16 protein-coding genes and 1 pseudogene are annotated in these 16,502 nt (G+C 39.5%); 16 read left to right on the top strand and 1 reads right to left on the bottom strand.

Going from position 1 to position 16,502, the window contains the following annotated elements:
* From ATE34_RS05940 to ATE34_RS05930, 3 genes are all read left to right on the top strand, one after another.
* Positions 1 to 590 (top strand): restriction endonuclease subunit S (locus ATE34_RS05940; RefSeq protein ID WP_241500535.1); only part of this gene is annotated, 590 nt, incomplete at its 5' end.
* 19 nt (positions 591 to 609) lie between these two features.
* Positions 610 to 1,794, top strand: a complete 1,185-nt coding sequence (locus ATE34_RS05935; protein WP_084911313.1) for an AAA family ATPase — start codon at positions 610 to 612, stop codon at positions 1,792 to 1,794.
* 2 nt (positions 1,795 to 1,796) lie between these two features.
* Entirely contained in the window at positions 1,797 to 4,892 is a 3,096-nt protein-coding gene (locus ATE34_RS05930) for a type I restriction endonuclease subunit R (RefSeq protein WP_084911312.1), read from the top strand.
* A 339-nt stretch (positions 4,893 to 5,231) separates the two neighbouring features.
* Here ATE34_RS05930 and ATE34_RS10975 read toward each other — a convergent pair.
* A pseudogene (locus tag ATE34_RS10975) lies at positions 5,232 to 5,354 on the bottom strand (MerR family transcriptional regulator); the annotation flags it as partial.
* Positions 5,355 to 5,620: 266 nt separating this feature from the next.
* Between ATE34_RS10975 and ATE34_RS05925 the strand changes: the two are divergent.
* The 13 genes from ATE34_RS05925 to ATE34_RS05870 all read left to right on the top strand — a co-directional run bounded on the left by ATE34_RS05925 (position 5,621) and on the right by ATE34_RS05870 (position 16,363).
* Positions 5,621 to 6,385 carry a nucleoside phosphorylase gene (locus ATE34_RS05925; RefSeq protein ID WP_084911311.1) on the top strand — a complete coding sequence of 255 codons (765 nt, stop codon included), beginning with the start codon at positions 5,621 to 5,623 and terminating at the stop codon, positions 6,383 to 6,385.
* 33 nt (positions 6,386 to 6,418) lie between these two features.
* Positions 6,419 to 7,798, top strand: coding sequence for a TrkH family potassium uptake protein (locus ATE34_RS05920; protein WP_084851773.1), 1,380 nt, complete (start codon positions 6,419 to 6,421; stop codon positions 7,796 to 7,798).
* A 13-nt stretch (positions 7,799 to 7,811) separates the two neighbouring features.
* Positions 7,812 to 8,477, top strand: coding sequence for a potassium channel family protein (locus ATE34_RS05915; protein WP_001283889.1), 666 nt, complete (start codon positions 7,812 to 7,814; stop codon positions 8,475 to 8,477).
* A gap of 157 nt (positions 8,478 to 8,634) precedes the next feature.
* Entirely contained in the window at positions 8,635 to 10,722 is a 2,088-nt protein-coding gene (locus tag ATE34_RS05910; RefSeq protein ID WP_084911310.1) for an SSURE domain-containing protein, read from the top strand.
* An 80-nt stretch (positions 10,723 to 10,802) separates the two neighbouring features.
* Entirely contained in the window at positions 10,803 to 11,501 is a 699-nt protein-coding gene (locus ATE34_RS05905) for a response regulator transcription factor (RefSeq protein WP_084911309.1), read from the top strand.
* Positions 11,498 to 12,532 (top strand): sensor histidine kinase, encoded by a 1,035-nt coding sequence (locus ATE34_RS05900; protein WP_061599141.1) that lies wholly within the window; start codon positions 11,498 to 11,500, stop codon positions 12,530 to 12,532. Before ATE34_RS05905 ends, ATE34_RS05900 begins: the two co-directional genes overlap by 4 nt.
* 148 nt (positions 12,533 to 12,680) lie before the next feature.
* Positions 12,681 to 13,142, top strand: a complete 462-nt coding sequence (locus ATE34_RS05895) for a hypothetical protein (protein ID WP_084911308.1) — start codon at positions 12,681 to 12,683, stop codon at positions 13,140 to 13,142.
* A 1-nt stretch (position 13,143) separates the two neighbouring features.
* Positions 13,144 to 13,815 carry a DUF2786 domain-containing protein gene (locus ATE34_RS05890; protein ID WP_084911314.1) on the top strand — a complete coding sequence of 224 codons (672 nt, stop codon included), beginning with the start codon at positions 13,144 to 13,146 and terminating at the stop codon, positions 13,813 to 13,815.
* A 34-nt stretch (positions 13,816 to 13,849) separates the two neighbouring features.
* Complete coding sequence (locus ATE34_RS05885; protein ID WP_084872831.1) at positions 13,850 to 14,032, top strand: hypothetical protein; 183 nt, start codon at positions 13,850 to 13,852, stop codon at positions 14,030 to 14,032.
* The gene (locus ATE34_RS05880; protein WP_084911307.1) at positions 14,032 to 15,174 is read left to right on the top strand and encodes a replication initiator protein A; all 1,143 of its coding nucleotides are present in this window, start codon (positions 14,032 to 14,034) and stop codon (positions 15,172 to 15,174) included. The genes ATE34_RS05885 and ATE34_RS05880 overlap by 1 nt, the downstream gene beginning before the upstream one ends.
* Positions 15,168 to 15,335 carry a hypothetical protein gene (locus ATE34_RS11080; protein WP_180382677.1) on the top strand — a complete coding sequence of 56 codons (168 nt, stop codon included), beginning with the start codon at positions 15,168 to 15,170 and terminating at the stop codon, positions 15,333 to 15,335. The genes ATE34_RS05880 and ATE34_RS11080 overlap by 7 nt, the downstream gene beginning before the upstream one ends.
* A gap of 4 nt (positions 15,336 to 15,339) precedes the next feature.
* Complete coding sequence (locus tag ATE34_RS05875; protein WP_084911306.1) at positions 15,340 to 15,606, top strand: thiopurine S-methyltransferase; 267 nt, start codon at positions 15,340 to 15,342, stop codon at positions 15,604 to 15,606.
* A 439-nt stretch (positions 15,607 to 16,045) separates the two neighbouring features.
* On the top strand, positions 16,046 to 16,363 hold the full coding sequence (locus ATE34_RS05870; RefSeq protein WP_084911305.1) for a hypothetical protein: 318 nt from the start codon (positions 16,046 to 16,048) through the stop codon (positions 16,361 to 16,363).
* Positions 16,364 to 16,502 lie beyond the last annotated feature (139 nt).

The following is a 16,502-nucleotide window of genomic DNA, read 5'->3' as shown; positions in this document are numbered from 1 at the left end:
AGAGTAGAGTAGAGGAGTGGGACAACTTCGCTATTATCAAGCTTTTACAGTGGGTATTTGGGCCAATTCGAGTAAAGTTGGGACAAGTTGTGAATTTACAACGTGGAAAACGCCTTGTTAGAAAGCAGCTAACTAATTCAGGAAGTTTTCCAGTTTATCAAAACAGTTTGACACCCTTGGGATATTTTACATATCCAAACAGAGTAAAAGAAACTAGCTTTGTGATTTGTGCAGGGGCAGCTGGTGAAATTGGGTATAGTGATACGGACTTTTGGGCAGCAGATGATGTTTATACATTAGAGACATCAGAAGATATTTCTGATAAATTTATGTATTATGTCTTGTTAAGTAAGCAAGATAGGCTCAAATCACAAGTTCGAAAGGCTAGTATTCCTAGATTATCTAAGGATGCTATTGATAAAGTTGCTTTTTATTTACCATCCCTTACTGAACAAGAAAGAATCGTCTCCATTCTTGACAATTTCAACACCTTAACCAACTCTCTTTCTGAGGGTCTTCCAAAAGAAATTGAACTAAGACAGAAACAGTATGAATACTGGAGAGAACAATTGTTTAATTTTGATTTATAGAAAAGAATAGGAAAGGCATATGGCAAAAGCGCTAAGTGATATTGCACAAGAGTTAAAAGCTTCAAATCAGAAAGTTCAGCTGATCTACGCATTTAATGGGACGGGTAAGACCAGGCTCTCTAAAGAATTTGCTAAGTTGTTTCAAACTAAAGAAGGCGGTCTTACGAGAGATAAGATTCTTTATTATAATGCTTTTACTGAGGACTTATTCTATTGGGATAATGATCTTGACAGCGATCAAGATTTTAAACTGAAGATTCAGCCAAATTCTTTTATATCTTGGATTATTCAAGAGCAGGGACAGGATCAGAATATTATTTCGCATTTTCAGCATTATACAAACGATAAAATGACACCTTCATTTCTTTTGTCAGATGGTCATATTCTTTTCACTATTCAAAGTGGTGATGGTGAGGATAGACTAAACGAACAAATTAAGTTATCCAAAGGTGAAGAGAGCAATTTTATTTGGTCTATTTTTTATACGTTGCTAGAGCTAGTTATTAGTGAGCTTGATATCCTAGAACCTGATGAACGTAGTACTAGAGAGTTTGATGATTTAGAGTATGTATTTATTGATGACCCAGTTTCATCATTAGATGAAAACCACTTGATAGAGGTTGCATCAAATTTAGGTAAATTAATTAGAACGAGTAAGTCTGATCTTAAATTTATAATAACAACTCACAATCCTTTATTCTATAACGTCTTATATAATGAGTTAAAAAATATTAAACGGAATGAGAGATATAGTAAGAGAGCTATTGATGAAGAAACTGGAGAGTATGGAACCTATATTGACACCCGAAAAGTTCCTGATAGTAGTAGATTTAGATTTGAAAAATTAGAAGATGGATCATATAAGCTGATACCTCAACCGGATGACTCTCCTTTTGCTTATCATAATTTTTTAAGAAAATCATTACATAAAGCTATAGAAGACAATTTGGTTTATAAATATCATTTTAATTTTTTAAGAAATCTTTACGAGAAAACAGCAACTTTCCTGGGTTATCAAAAATGGCAGGATTTATTGCCACTTGATAATGAAGGAAGTTTTAGCAACTATGAGTCAAGGATATTAAATATTTCTAGTCATTCTAAAGTATCAACCGAGGAAGATGAACTAGTAACCCTCCCAGAAACTGCGCTTTTAAAAAACCTGTTACAGCATTTAGAGAGCACTTGCAATTATAAGGAGTAATTATGTCTGAAAGTACATTCACTACAGCCATTGTTGAGTCAGATAATTTTATCATTTTAGAAAAGTATACCAAGCTAGAACAGCCTAGTCAGTATCAGACTGAGGCGGACTTGGAGAAGGAGCTGATTGCTGACTTGCGCCAGCAAGGATACGAGTATCTTACTTATTTGACGACCCCAGAGGCGCTTTTGGCTAATCTCAAGACCCAGATGGAAGTTCTGAATAATGTGGTTTTTACAGATGCTGAGTGGCTGCGCTTCTTGGATGAGTACCTCAATAAACCCAGTGACAGTTTGATTGATAGTACCAGAAAACTTCATGATAACTATATTTATGATTTTATCTTTGATGATGGGCATATCCAGAATATCTATCTATGGGATAAGAAAAATATTAGTCGAAATAAACTGCAAGTCATTAATCAAATGAAGCAAGTCGGTACCAGTAGCAATCGTTATGATGTGACCTTGCTGGTAAATGGATTGCCTCTGGTACAAATTGAGCTCAAAAAACGAGGAGTTGCGATTCGAGAGGCCTTTAATCAGGTGCACAGATATAGTAAAGAAAGTTTCAATGAGGAGAATTCTCTCTTTAAGTACCTTCAGATTTTTATCATCTCAAACGGAACGGATACTCGGTATTTTGCTAATACGACCAAGCGAGATAAGAATTCTTATGAGTTCACCATGAACTGGGCTTTGAAAAATAATAATCCTATTAAGGACTTGAAGGACTTTACAGCAACTTTCTTAAGTCAACAGACCTTGTTAAATGTCTTGATAAATTATTCTGTCTTTGATACTAATGACACTCTTCTCATCATGCGTCCTTATCAGATTGCGGCAACTGAGAGAATAATCTGGAAGATACGTTCAGCTATTGCTTCAAAAATCAAAAGCGGTCCTGATACAGGTGGTTATATTTGGCATACTACCGGTTCAGGGAAGACCTTGACAAGTTTTAAAGCTGCTAGACTTGCTACTGAGATGGAAGAAGTGGATAAGGTTTTTTTTGTGGTGGACCGCAAGGACTTGGATTATCAGACGATGAAGGAGTACCAGCGATTTTCACCTGACTCAGTCAACGGTTCAAATAGCACTGCAGGTCTCAAACGCAATATCGAGAAGGATGATAATAAAATTGTCGTGACGACCATTCAGAAGCTTAACAATTTTATGAGCAGTGAGAGCCATCATGAAATTTATCAAAAGCAAGTGGTTTTCATTTTTGATGAATGTCATCGTTCTCAGTTTGGTGAAGCGCAAAAGCGACTCAGACAGAAATTTAAGAAATATTGCCAGTTTGGTTTTACGGGTACACCGATTAAGGTAGAGAATGCGCTTGGTTCCGAGACAACGGCATCTGTTTTCGGTCGTGAGTTACATGCTTATGTGCTAACTGATGCGATTCGAGATCAAAAAGTCTTGAAGTTTATGGTGGATTATAACGACGTTCGTCCGAAGTTTAAGTCAATTGAAAGCGAGCAGGATTTGACCAAGTTATCTGCAGCTGAAAATAAAAAAGCACTGCTTCATCCGACTCGAATCGCTGAAATATCCAGGTATGTCTTAGATCATTTTGATCAAAAAACGCATCGATTAACTGGTAAAGGTTTCAATGCTATGTTTGCTGTTTCAAGTGTTGATGCAGCAAAAGCCTACTATCAAGAGTTGCAAAATCAGCAAAAAGATTCTGAAAAACCATTGAAGATTGCGACTATCTTTTCCTATGCTGCGAATGAGTCTCAGGTGGCTATTGGTGAAATTGATGATGAGAGCTTTTCACCGGCAGATTTAGCGGATATTAGTAGTAAAGAATTTTTGAGTAGTTGTATAGATGATTATAATCAGTTGTTTGGCACTAATTTTACTATTAATGGCAATGATTTTCAGAATTACTATCGTGATTTGGCTAAACGTGTCAAAAATCGGGAAGTGGATCTCTTAATTGTAGTTGGGATGTTCCTGACTGGCTTTGATGCACCAACTTTAAACACTCTTTTTGTGGATAAGAATCTGAGATATCATGGTTTAATCCAAGCTTTTTCACGCACCAATCGAATTTATGATGCTACCAAGTCATTTGGGAATATTGTAACCTTCCGGGATTTAGAGAAGGCTACAACTGATGCTATTAAGCTATTTGGAAAGACTGAGACAGCAGAAGTCTTGCTCGAACGTTCTTATCAAGAGTATATGACAGGCTTTACGGAGGCCGGTGAAGAGCAAAAGGGTTATATGGACGTTGTTCAAGAGTTACAAGAAAAATTTCCGGACCCGCAAGCTATCATTAAAGAGAGTGATAAGAAAGAATTTGTCTCGTTGTTTGGTCAATTTCTTCGTTTAGATAATATCTTACAAAACTACGATGATTTCATGAGTCTACGAGCTTTACAAGAACTTGATATCTTAGATGATAAGGCTGTAGAAGCCTTCAAGGAACGTTTCCATGTGGACGATGAAACTCTGGAGGAGTTATCTAGGTTAGACATCCCAAGTACGAGGGAAATTCAAGACTACCGTTCAACCTATAATGACATTAAGTCATGGTATGAGAATGAACGCCGTAATCGGGAAGATAACGAATCTAAAGTTGATTGGGATTCGATTGTTTTTGAAGTTGAATTACTAAAATCCCAGGAAATCAATCTAGACTATATCTTAGAGCTAATTTTTGAGACTAATAAAAAGGTCTCAGATAAGGATGAACTTGTTTCGGAAATTACTCGGACGATTCGAGCAAGTCTTGGCAATCGAGCTAAGGAAGATTTGATAGTCGCTTTCATCCATGACTTTGATTTAGATAGTTTTGCTGATAAATCAGATATCATTGAACAGTTCTTTATTTTTGCGCAAGGTGAGCAGAAAAGGGAAGCGGATGAGTTGATACAGATTGAGGGATTAAATGAACAAAGTGCTAAGCGCTACATACAAGCTTCGTTGAAGCGTGAGTATGCTAGTGAAAATGGGAATGATTTGAATGAAGCTCTGCCGAAAATGAGCCCACTAAATCCACAATATCGTACAAAAAAACAAACCGTTTTTCAAAAGATCAGTCGTTTTGTTGAAAAATTCAAGGGAATTGGTGGAGATATTTAAGAATTATTTGATTGAGTAACGAAATAAATCTGCCTAAAAAATAAAAAGTAGTTATCAATTGCACTTGATAGCTACTTTTTATTGTCTTTTACTATTCTATTTTCTACTTTTAGGAAATTGTTTCTATCATTTTTGAGAATCTCAAAATATACTTAAGGTGAAGATAGCGGCTATCTCGTTGAACTTATTAGAAGGATGCTTCTTAATCTAGTTAATCCTTATGATAGTTGCTTTCTAGAATATATTAGGATAAAGAATTTTTCTGAAAATTTCTGAGGTTGGTTGCTGAACTATTATTTGAAAATTAATTAGATTGATTACGTCTAGACGTTTTTATCCCTATATCTGAACTTGCATCCGGATGAGCATATCGCGGTGTTGCTCCTGGATGACCTCGCAGATATAATCCCCCACAGGAGTATATTCAGCTTGGATTAGAGCTTGGTGAAAATGTAGCAGAGCTTATAACTAAAATAGACCTCCCACATCAATGTACTGCACCCCAAAAGTTAGACAGAAAAAATCCAACTTTTAGGGTGCGGTACACAACAGGTGGTGTTCTCTTATATGCTTATTTCATCGAACTTTTAAGCAAGTCCATGGTACCATTAAGAAGAGTATCTGTCAAAAAGTTGCGATTGTATTGTTTTTACTCTCAGTGCATTAGCTTCCTCCTTGACACTCCGCCAGCTTTTGATACAATAGTACAAAATTAGAGGAGGTGGGCTATGATTCAGAAACATGCGATTCCCATTTTAGAGTTTGATGACAACCCCCAGGCGGTCCTTATGCCGACACATGAGGGGCTAGATTTAAAGCTGCCAAAGAAGTGCATCTATGCGTTTTTGGAGGAGGAGATTGACCGCTATGCCCAGGCAGTAGGGGCGGATTGTGTTGGTGAGTTCGTTTCGGCCACCAAGACTTATCCAGTCTACGTCCTCAACTACAAGGGCGAGGAGATTTGTCTGGCCCAGGCGCCTGTTGGTTCTGCCCCAGCAGCCCAGTTTATGGATTGGTTGATTGGCTATGGTGTGGAGCAAATCATCTCCACTGGAACCTGTGGCGTACTAGCCGATATAGAGGAGAATGCCTTTCTCGTCCCTGTTCGCGCTCTGCGAGATGAGGGGACCAGCTACCATTATCTAGCGCCTTCTCGTTATATGGAGCTACAGCTTGAGGCTATCTCTGCCATTGAGCAAGTCTTGGAGCAAAGAGGCATTCCCTATGAGGAAGTCATGACCTGGACGACAGATGGTTTTTACCGAGAGACGGTTGAAAAGATTGCCTATCGCAAGGAAGAAGGCTGTGCTGTTGTGGAGATGGAGTGCTCTGCTCTTGCGGCAGTAGCTCAGCTACGTGGCGTTGTCTGGGGAGAATTGCTCTTTACTGCAGATTCCCTGGTGGATCTGGACAACTACGACAGTCGTGACTGGGGTTCAGAAGCTTTTGATAAGGCGCTCGAACTCTGTCTTGCTATTGTGCACCACATGTGAGTGCTCTTACTGTTTTTGTGGTACAATGTAGCTATGTTATTCAAATCTTTTTTGGAAAAAATCAAGACGACTCTGGTTCGATTATCACCAGCCCGTCGTATCTTTTTAAGTTTTGCCCTAGTTATCTTCTTGGGTTCGCTCCTTTTAAGTCTTCCCTTTGTGCAAGCAACAACGTCACAAGCGACCTACTTTGACCATCTCTTTACGACTGTGTCCATGGTCTGTGTGACAGGGCTCTTCACCCAGCCGGTGGCCTCTACTTACAATATATGGGGTCAATTGATTTGCATGCTGTTGATCCAGATCGGTGGTTTGGGGCTTATGACCTTTATCGGAATCTTTTATATCCAAGGGAAACAAAAGCTCAGTCTTCGTAGCCGTGAGACTATTCAAGAAAGTTTTAGTTATGGGGAAACCCAGTCCTTAAAGGACTTCATCCGATCGATCTTTTTGACGACTTTTCTGGTAGAAGGGCTCGGTGCCTTTCTTCTGAGTTTCCGCTTCATTCCTGAATTTGGCTGGGGTCGAGGGATGTTAACCTCTGTCTTTTTGGCTATTTCAGCCTTCTGCAATGCTGGATTTGATAATTTTGGAAGTACGAGTTTGGCAGTCTTTCAGACGGACCCTTTGATCAATTTAGTGATTGCAGGATTGATTATAACGGGTGGTCTAGGATTTATGGTCTGGTTTGACCTAGCGACCCAGTTTGGGAAAAAGAAAAAACGCCGTCTTCGCTTTCATACTAAGCTGGTTCTCTTTTTAACAGCGGGAATTTTATTCTTTGGAACGGTATCAACCCTTTTGATTGAGTGGAACAACCCAGGGACGATTGGGAATCTCAGCGTCCCAGAGAAACTGCTGGTTAGCTTTTTCCAGACTGTCAGCATGAGAACGGCAGGTTTTGCTTCTATTGATTACACCCAGGCTCGACCGGTCACCCTGCTGATCTACATCTTGCAGATGTTTCTGGGTGGGGCACCTGGAGGGACGGCAGGGGGACTCAAGATTACGACCTTCTTTGTCTTGTTGGCCTTCGCTCGTAGCGAACTATTGGGCTTACCTCATGCCAATGTGGCTCGGAGAACTATTGAACCTCGAACCGTGCAAAAATCTTTTAGTGTCTTTATTATCTTCTTGCTAACATTCTTGCTGGGCTTGATTCTGCTGGGGATAACAGCAGAAGGAAATCCGCGCTTTATCTACCTCATGTTTGAGACCATTTCAGCCCTTGCGACAGTTGGAGTGACGGCGAATTTAACACCAGAGTTAGGTAAGTTAGCCCTCAGTATCGTTATGTTGTTGATGTTTATCGGCCGTATTGGCCCCTTGACACTGCTGGTCAGTTTAGCAGAATACCAGCCAGACAAGAAAGATTTGATTCACTATATGAAAGCAGATATCACTATCGGATAAGAAAGGAAGAACGATGTCAGATCGGACGATTGGAATTTTAGGCTTGGGAATTTTTGGGAGTAGTGTTTTGGCTGCTCTTGCCAAGCATCATATGAATATCATTGCTATTGATGACCACGAGGAGCGTATTAATCAATTTGAACCCGTGCTGGCGCGTGGGGTAGTTGGGGATATCACGGATGAAGAACTCCTTCTATCAGCGGGAATTGACACCTGCGATACCGTAGTCGTTGCAACGGGGGAAAATCTGGAGTCCAGTGTTCTTGCAGTCATGCACTGTAAAAGTCTCGGGGTGCCGACCGTCATTGCCAAGGTAAAAAGTCACATGGCTAAAAAGGTACTGGAGAAAATTGGTGCGGACTCGGTCATCTCACCGGAATTTGAAATGGGACGTTCGTTAGCGCAGAGAATTCTCTTTCATAACAGCGTAGATGTCTTTCAGTTGGACAAGAATGTTTCAATTGTCGAGATGAGGATTCCCCAATCTTGGGCAGGGAAAAGCCTTAGCCAGCTAGATTTACGTGGGCGATACAATCTTAATGTACTTGGATTTCGTGACTATGAAAATGCTCCTCTAGATGTTCAATTCGGTCCTGATGACCTTTTACGGTCAGGCGCCTATATCATGGCGGTGATTAATAACCAACATTTGGATACTCTAACAGAGTTGAGTGAGTAGGAGAGGGAGAGCTGTTTTCTTCCCCAATGATTAATGAATCAATATAAGTATTTTATAAGAGGGATTTAAGAAAAATTTTAACTTTTTCTTAATCCTTTTTAATTTTAGGAGATTATACTAGAGTCATCAAATAAAGAAAAACTCTAAGGAGAATCTTATGAAATTCAATCCAAATCAAAGATATACTCGTTGGTCTATTCGCCGTCTTAGTGTCGGTGTTGCCTCAGTTGTTGTGGCCAGTGGCTTCTTTGTCCTAGTTGGGCAACCAAGTTCTGCACGTGCTGATGTCGTCAATCCGACTCCTGCCCAAGTCGTGCCAGACGCAACTTCGGTGAGTGAAAAGAGCGACTTACCAGCAGAGACTCTCAAAAAAGCAGTCGATGTAGCTCTTCCTTCAGAACAGTCTGTTCCAACACCTAAAGTAAGTGTGGATACTACAAACTCTTCGGAAAAAGCGGACGCAACTGCTAAAGAGCCAGTAGTAGCGCCAAAAGAAGAAGTGCAAGCACAACCTGACTCTAAGAAACAAACAGAAGATGCAGTTAAACCTGTGGAAAGTCCTGCATCTACAGTTTCTGGACAAGACCGTGAAGCCAGTGAAGCGCAAGCAGCAACAACTCCAGCTGAAGTGCAAAAAGGTGTGGCTGACAACACCAAAGACACAGTAGACGTCCCAGCTTCTTATTTGGATAGAGCCAACTTCCCAGGACCATTCACAGCTGGTGTTAATCAAGTTATTCCATACGAATTCTTCGCTGGTGACGGCATGTTGACTCGTCTTATCTTGAAAGCATCCGATAAGGCTCCATGGTCAGACAATGGAACGGCTAAAAATCCCGCTCTCCCACCAGTAGAGAAATTGGGCAAAGGCCTTTACTTCTATGAAGTGGATTTAGCAGGCACCCAAGGCAAATCAGATAAAGAGTTGCTTGATCTTTTAAAACAAAATGGAACTCAAAGCTATAAAGCTACTATCAAGGTGTACGGTGCGAAAGACGGCAAGCCTGACTTAACTAATCTGGTAGCGACTAAAGATTTGGATGTTAACTTGAATGGCTTGACCACTCCAGCTGAAGTGCAAAAAGGTGTGGCTGACAACACCAAAGACACAGTAGATGTCCCAGCTTCTTACTTGGATAGAGCTAATTTCCCAGGTCCATTTACAGCTGGTGTCAATCAAGTCATTCCATATGAAGCTTTTGGTGGAGATGGTATGTTGACTCGCCTCTTGTTAAAAGCCTCAGCCAAAGCTCCATGGTCAGACAATGGAACAGCTAAAAATCCCGCTCTCCCACCAGTAGAGAAATTGGGCAAAGGCCTTTACTTCTACGAAGTGGATTTAGCAGGCACCCAAGGAAAATCTGATAAAGAGTTGCTTGACCTCTTAAAACAAAACGGCACGCAAAGCTATAAAGCTACCATCAAGGTGTACGGTTCAAAAGACGGCAAGCCTGACTTAACTAATCTGGTAGCAACTAAAGATTTGACTGTTAATTTGAATGGTTTAACCACACCAAGTCAGGTTAAAGAGTCTGTTGTTAACAATATCAAAGACATGATTGATGTTCCAGCTAGCTACCTTGATAAGGCTAAGGTTCCTGGACCTTTCTTGGCCGGTGTCAACCAAGTTATTCCATACGAAGCTTTTGGTGGAGATGGTATGTTGACTCGCTTCTTGTTAAAAGCATCAGACAAAGCCCCATGGTCAGACAACGGAACAGCTAAAAATCCTGCTCTATTGCCACTTGAAGGCTTGGCTAAAGGCCAATATTTCTACGAAGTGGATTTGAATGGCAATACGGTTGGCAAAGAAGGACAAGCCCTTCTAGACCAACTTCGTGCCAATGGCACTCACACTTACCAAGCTACTGTCAAGGTCTATGGTTCTAAAGATGGCAAACCTGATTTGACCAATCTGATTGCTACTCGTCAAGTAACGATTCAGCTTCGTGGAAAAGAAATGGCGACAATACCATCTCAACCAGATCAGATGAATACGAAGCCTTCTGAAACAGGCTCTACAGGTACGACTGAGGGTATGATGGGTACAAATCACCATATGTCAGATATGAAGGTCGATCAACCAGCTTCTAGCCCAATGGCTAATATGATGAAAAAAGATGATAAAGCGATGCTACCAAATACTGGGGAAGCTAAAACGGCTACAGCTGGCCTTGGTATCTTTGGTCTAGCCTTGGCAGGTCTTGTTGGACTTTTGGGTTTGACAACCAAACGAGAAGATTAAGATTCAAATCACTTAAACATTAGAGAAAATAGTGTTATACTAAAGCAAGTATAACACTGTTTTTATCAAAGGAGTGGCAGATGAAAAAGACAATTTTGCTGGTTGATGATGAGATAGATATTCTAGATATTCAAAATCGCTATCTTTTACAGGCAGGATACGATGTTTTAGTCGCCCATGATGGCAAGGAGGGATTAGAACTTTTCAGAAAAAAATCTATCGACCTCATCATCACAGATATCATGATGCCCAATATGGACGGTTATGATTTTATCAGTGAAGTTCAGTATATCGCTCCGGATCAACCCTTCCTCTTTACAACTGCTAAGACAAGCGAACAGGATAAGATTTATGGATTAAGTTTGGGTGCAGATGATTTTATAGTCAAACCCTTTAGCCCACGCGAATTGGTTTTAAGAGTAAATAATATCTTGCGTCGCCTTAGCCGTGGAAGAGAGACAGAACAGATCGAGTTTGGTAACTTGGTAATCAACCATGTGACTCATGAGGTTCGCATTGGGGATCAACCTTTGGAATTGACAGTAAAATCCTTTGAACTTCTATGGGTATTAGCCAGCAATCCTGAGAGAGTCTTTTCAAAGACGGAACTTTACGAGAAGGTATGGCAAGAGGACTATGTGGATGATACCAATACACTCAATGTTCATATCCATGCTTTGAGGCAAGAGTTGACCAAGTATACGAATTCAAATGCTCCTGCTATCAAAACTGTCTGGGGTTTGGGCTATAAGATGGAAAAACCAAGAGGTAGAAAATGAAATTAAAAAACTATATTTTAGTGGGGTATCTAGTGTCGACTCTACTAACGATTTTGGTCGTTTTCTGGGCAGTTCAACGGATGTTGATCGAGAAAAGTGAAGTTTACTTTCTAGTTGGAATGACCTTGATTGCTAGTTTTATTGGTGCTGCAGTGAGCATCTTTCTTTTGTCGCCTGTTTTCTCTTCTCTGAAACATTTGAAAAAACAAGCTCAGGATATAGCCAGCAAGGATTTCAGCACAGAAATCGAAACCAAAGGCCCATTAGAATTTCAAGAGCTGGGCCAGGCTTTTAATGACATGTCCCACAATTTGCAAGCTACCTTTCAATCACTTGATGAGAGCGAACAAGAAAAGAGAATGATGATTGCGCAGCTTTCTCACGATATTAAAACTCCCATTACCTCCATTCAGGTTACTGTGGAGGGAATTCTAGATGGAGTGATCAAGGAAGAGGAGCGACTCCACTACTTAGCCACGATTGGTCGGCAAACTGAGCGTCTAAACAAGCTAGTGGAGGAATTGGATGTTTTGACTCTTAATACACAACCTCAAGAAACTGCTGATGAAGAAGTCGAAGAGGTCTTTTTAGATCAATTGCTGATTGAGTCAATGAGTGAATTTCAACTCCAAATTGAACAAGAGGAGCGAGATGTTTACATTCAAGTATCACCTGAGTCGGCGAAAATCAAGAGCCATTCTGACAAACTTTCTCGCATTTTAGTCAATTTGTTAAACAATGCCTTTAAATATTCAGAACCAGGAACCAGAATCGAGGTTCTTGCCCAATTAACAGAACAAGAGCTGACAATCAGTGTGAAAGACGAGGGGCAGGGGATCCTTCCTGAAGATTTGGAAAAGATCTTTAAACGACTTTATCGTGTAGAAACTTCACGCAATATGAAGACAGGTGGGCATGGCTTAGGTCTTGCGATTGCTCGAGAACTAGCCCATCAGCTTGGTGGCGAAATCACAGCAGAAAGTCAGTATGGCTTAGGAAGCAAGTTTACATTCAGCCTCAACTTGAAATAAAGGCGTAGTAAGTGTCTATTCTTTTGAGGTAAATAGAAAATATTGAGTTAACGGAAAATTCCGTTAGCTCTTTTTTGTGTTTTGGGAGAAAAAATGTCAGATAATATTGAAATTGTAATGGATATGTCTAGGTAGGAAGGAGTAAAGCGTGGAAACTGGAATTTGTAGACGATGTTCTTGCAATTGGGTTACACCTTGCATCAATGAAAAGTATGGTACTTGCTGGTGGGTAGATAAAAATAGAACGCTGTGTAGTCACTGTTTTTATGGATTTAATGATGACTCTTGTCAGACAAAAGTTTATTACAGACCAGGGCATGATTGGCTTGAGAGAGATTGGGAATTTGCTTGGGAAATACTGACAAATTCAAAAAGTCATTGGGTATATGATATGGAACATGATGTGTTGTGTGTGGTTGGTTTAGGAGATCATATTGGAGCCGTTAGATTTATTGTAAGGAATTTTTATGGACTTAATCGTATTTATCGTGAGGAGATTCCTAAATGGCAAGACATTATTGGGAATAATATGATTTTTTATAATGCAAAGGTCAATGATTCAGAACATTACGCTAGTTCTTTACCTAGAAAATATAGACATGTGGATTGATATGGATAATAAAATTATTGAGAAGATACAAAATCTTTTAGAATTAGCTTACGATGCACCAAACGATGAAGAGGGGCAGACTGCACTTCTGATGGCTCAAAGACTTATGGTGAAGCATAATCTTTCTATGAATGATTTAACGAATAGTAAAACTCAAAAAGATATTGGTGAAACAATAGGAACATGGGAATATAGACTTCCATGGTGGCAAGAAAAGTTGGCAGGTATTTTAGGTGAAAATTTTAGATGTAAAACGATAAGAAGACGACTTCCTGAAGACGGCATCACACAGATAATTTTCTTTGGATATCAATCTGATGCTGAATTTTGTAGCAAGGTTTACGAAGGTGCGCTCTTATACCTTAAATATCGGCTGAAACGACTTTTCCCTACAGTCTCAAGAGCAAGATGGAAAGACTATAAGAAATCGTACTTACTAGGTTTCTTGAACGGAATAGATCAACGTTTTCAGGACCAGGCTCAATCATCAGAAGAATTTGGTTTGATGGTAAAAATCCCAGCAGAAGTTTTGGAAGAACAACATCGTCGCATGGGAAGTTTAAATAATAGAATCATTAATGTTAAAGTTGACGTTGATTATGAGGCCTATATTGCTGGTTTTGAAAACGCAAAAGAGACTAGCTTGCTATCAGAAGAATTACTACAAGTATGAATATAAAGTGGCTTACTTAAAGAAAGGATCACATATGAAGCAACACCAAACAAACGTCTCAAGTTTGACTAGAGACGTAATGATTTTAGACTTGATGAAGACGATGGGATGGACTAGAAAGCGTGCTATGGCGGCTATTGAAGAATTAGAAAAGGCCCACCTTGTCTATTTTCCTGATGCTGGTGGTTTGAGGTTACAAGTTGTAGGAGGATTTTAATGGCGGATATCACGATTGATCAACTATCAACACAAACTTTTTATCAAATTCCAGAAATCTTTTTCACTCGTATTCAACATAATGAGAACGGCTACATCAAATTGACTAGTTCCTATACTGGTCTTTCATCTGATGCCAAGTTAGCATATGGCGCTCTCTATAATCGTTGTAAATTAAGTATCAGTTCTTTTCAGAAGGGAAATAGAGATTACGTTGATGAAAATGGAGCGGTCTTTCTAATTTTTACAGTTTCTGATCTGATGTTACTACTTGATAAGGGAAAGATGAAGGTTACTAAGATCAAGAAAGAACTGCAAGAACATGGCCTCTTACGAGAAGTTAGACAGGGGCTTAATAAACCAAATAGACTTTATCTTCAGCTAGTAGATGCTAATTTAGAAATAGTGGAGCACTATTCAATCGATGGTGAGTTGTTAAAGAGGATAGATGCTTTTGGTAAAGTTCTCTACGAAAAAGAGTGTGATATAGAAAAAACACCAAAACCCCTCGGTAATAGCGGAAGTCCACAAAACGGACGTCCACAAAATGGACTTCAAAACGTCCATAAAACGGACGGAATAAATACAGAGAGTAGTCAGACAGAGTCCTCATACGATACTAATCGATACGAGGGCGAGTCATCTTTATCTGGTTTATCAATTTCTGAAGCATTTAAAATGGGGCAACATGGTTTTCTTTCTCCTAAACTAGTTCAGAAACTCAGTTTATTTGGAAAAGATGCAAAAATTCTTGAAAATAAAATCTATCAAGCAAAACGTCAAGTTGAGAAAAATTACAACAACCTCTTAGCTGATCAGGAAATTTATGGAGAGGTTTGGCTACAGGATCTTGAACGTGAGCTTGATAAATTGATTTTCAAAATCAAAACAGGAGAGGCTGAAGGAAAATCAATCCAGAATGTCCCAGCCTACTTCTACAAAATGATGATTCGCTTCTGGAAAATGGCTCTACTTATCGAAAAAGAACAGGGCTTTATGGAGGTATCAGGACAAAGTGAGCACGCTAGAAAATTCCCTGATGAGTGCCCTGGTCTGATTGCATACTATTATCCAGATAAACTATCGGAGACGAAACTGAATCAATATTTAGCTGAATTGTCTAAGGGAGTTGAAATATGTTAAAAGATGAATTTAGACCAATTGATGGTAAAGTGCTAACGATCGGTCGTAGCCCGAAGGAGAAAATATACATGATTCCTAAAGCTGTTTTTGATTTACCGAAAAAAGAAAGAGATGAGAAACTCAGACAAATTTTCTTATCATGGCAACAGAAAGAGGATTGATTTTATGGGATTGTTTAATCACCAAGAGAGAATTAACGGAGTGCAAGCTATGAAAGCTACACCTTCCCAACCAGTTCAAGAGATTGAAATGATTGTAGAGTATTTTGATAAAACGGTAGAAAGTATTTCCATCACTTTCAACTTAGAGGAACTAGAAAAATTGGTATCAAGTTCATTTGGAACAGGAGCGAGTATGAATTTTACATCAGCGACTCCACCGTTTTCTATCAACCCTAGATGGGTGAAGAAGATAACCTATCGGACAAAATAAGGATAGGAGATTACCATGCTAGTAGATTGTCCAATGTGTGATACAGAGTTCGATTCTGCTGAGGAATGCGGATTCTGTCCGTGTTGTGGAGAAGATTACGATTCTTTAGTAGGTGAAGACTGGAATTAAGATAGCCCCATATTTCTAAAATATTTGACCTGAGCAAGTCATAAAACTACTTTTGACCTTTGAAAATTGAATATCCCCACTGTCCCGATTAGCGCAGTCTAGGCATAAAAAGAAGAACAGGGGCGGTGTGTAGCTAGAAAGTATATCTAGTGCTGACTGCATTATGTAAAGTCACGGTTGACTTGTCCCGTAAGACGAAAGAGTTTGCGATTCCTAAGCTATAAATCGTGCGTAAAAAACACAGTAGAGATGCTACGGCATCAACTCGGCATGGCTGTAAATCAGCCTTTGATTCAAAAAGGAGGACAATATGAATCAAATAAAATCAACTAGTGAGGTTACACTCACTGACTTAAGACGACTAGGTTTGGAAGGTGATGCCACTGCACGGCTTGCAAGTGGTGAAGAAATGAAATTAACTAATAAGTATGGTCTTATTCCCAAAAAAGGATATGTGGCAGGAAAACTTCAAACCGTTGAAATGATTGCAGAATACTCTAAAATCTATAGAGATATACGCACCATTAAACGTGGAAATATTTTAGTTGCCAGACGAATTAAACAAGGAAATAAATCAATCTTACAGCTAACCGGTAAAGGTTATCACCGACCTAGCGGTAAAATTTAACAGATAGAGTCCTCATCTATCTGTTTTGGGGAGCAAGGAAATGTATCTTTGTTGCTGAAAGCAGATAGGTGATGTTATGAAAAGGTGAAGAAATGAGTATTATACAGATAATATTTACAGTTATTCTTTTAGCATCTGG

It is taken from the genome of Streptococcus oralis subsp. tigurinus (assembly GCF_002093545.1).
In the GTDB taxonomy this organism is placed as follows: Bacteria; Bacillota; Bacilli; order Lactobacillales; family Streptococcaceae; genus Streptococcus; species Streptococcus oralis_C.
This window is presented reverse-complemented; position numbering and strand designations above follow the sequence as displayed.

Bases quoted from the DNA above. Each gene is read 5' to 3' on its own strand.
- ATE34_RS05890 (WP_084911314.1), top strand. From the start codon at position 13,144: ATGGATAATAAAATTATTGAGAAGATACAAAATCTTTTAGAATTAGCT.
- ATE34_RS05880 (WP_084911307.1), top strand. From the start codon at position 14,032: ATGGCGGATATCACGATTGATCAACTATCAACACAAACTTTTTATCAA.
- ATE34_RS05900 (WP_061599141.1), top strand. From the start codon at position 11,498: ATGAAATTAAAAAACTATATTTTAGTGGGGTATCTAGTGTCGACTCTA.
- ATE34_RS05910 (WP_084911310.1), top strand. From the start codon at position 8,635: ATGAAATTCAATCCAAATCAAAGATATACTCGTTGGTCTATTCGCCGT.
- ATE34_RS05930 (WP_084911312.1), top strand. From the start codon at position 1,797: ATGTCTGAAAGTACATTCACTACAGCCATTGTTGAGTCAGATAATTTT.
- ATE34_RS11080 (WP_180382677.1), top strand. From the start codon at position 15,168: ATGTTAAAAGATGAATTTAGACCAATTGATGGTAAAGTGCTAACGATC.
- ATE34_RS05885 (WP_084872831.1), top strand. From the start codon at position 13,850: ATGAAGCAACACCAAACAAACGTCTCAAGTTTGACTAGAGACGTAATG.
- ATE34_RS05875 (WP_084911306.1), top strand. From the start codon at position 15,340: ATGGGATTGTTTAATCACCAAGAGAGAATTAACGGAGTGCAAGCTATG.
- ATE34_RS05935 (WP_084911313.1), top strand. From the start codon at position 610: ATGGCAAAAGCGCTAAGTGATATTGCACAAGAGTTAAAAGCTTCAAAT.
- ATE34_RS05920 (WP_084851773.1), top strand. From the start codon at position 6,419: ATGTTATTCAAATCTTTTTTGGAAAAAATCAAGACGACTCTGGTTCGA.
- ATE34_RS05925 (WP_084911311.1), top strand. From the start codon at position 5,621: ATGATTCAGAAACATGCGATTCCCATTTTAGAGTTTGATGACAACCCC.
- ATE34_RS05870 (WP_084911305.1), top strand. From the start codon at position 16,046: ATGAATCAAATAAAATCAACTAGTGAGGTTACACTCACTGACTTAAGA.
- ATE34_RS05915 (WP_001283889.1), top strand. From the start codon at position 7,812: ATGTCAGATCGGACGATTGGAATTTTAGGCTTGGGAATTTTTGGGAGT.
- ATE34_RS05905 (WP_084911309.1), top strand. From the start codon at position 10,803: ATGAAAAAGACAATTTTGCTGGTTGATGATGAGATAGATATTCTAGAT.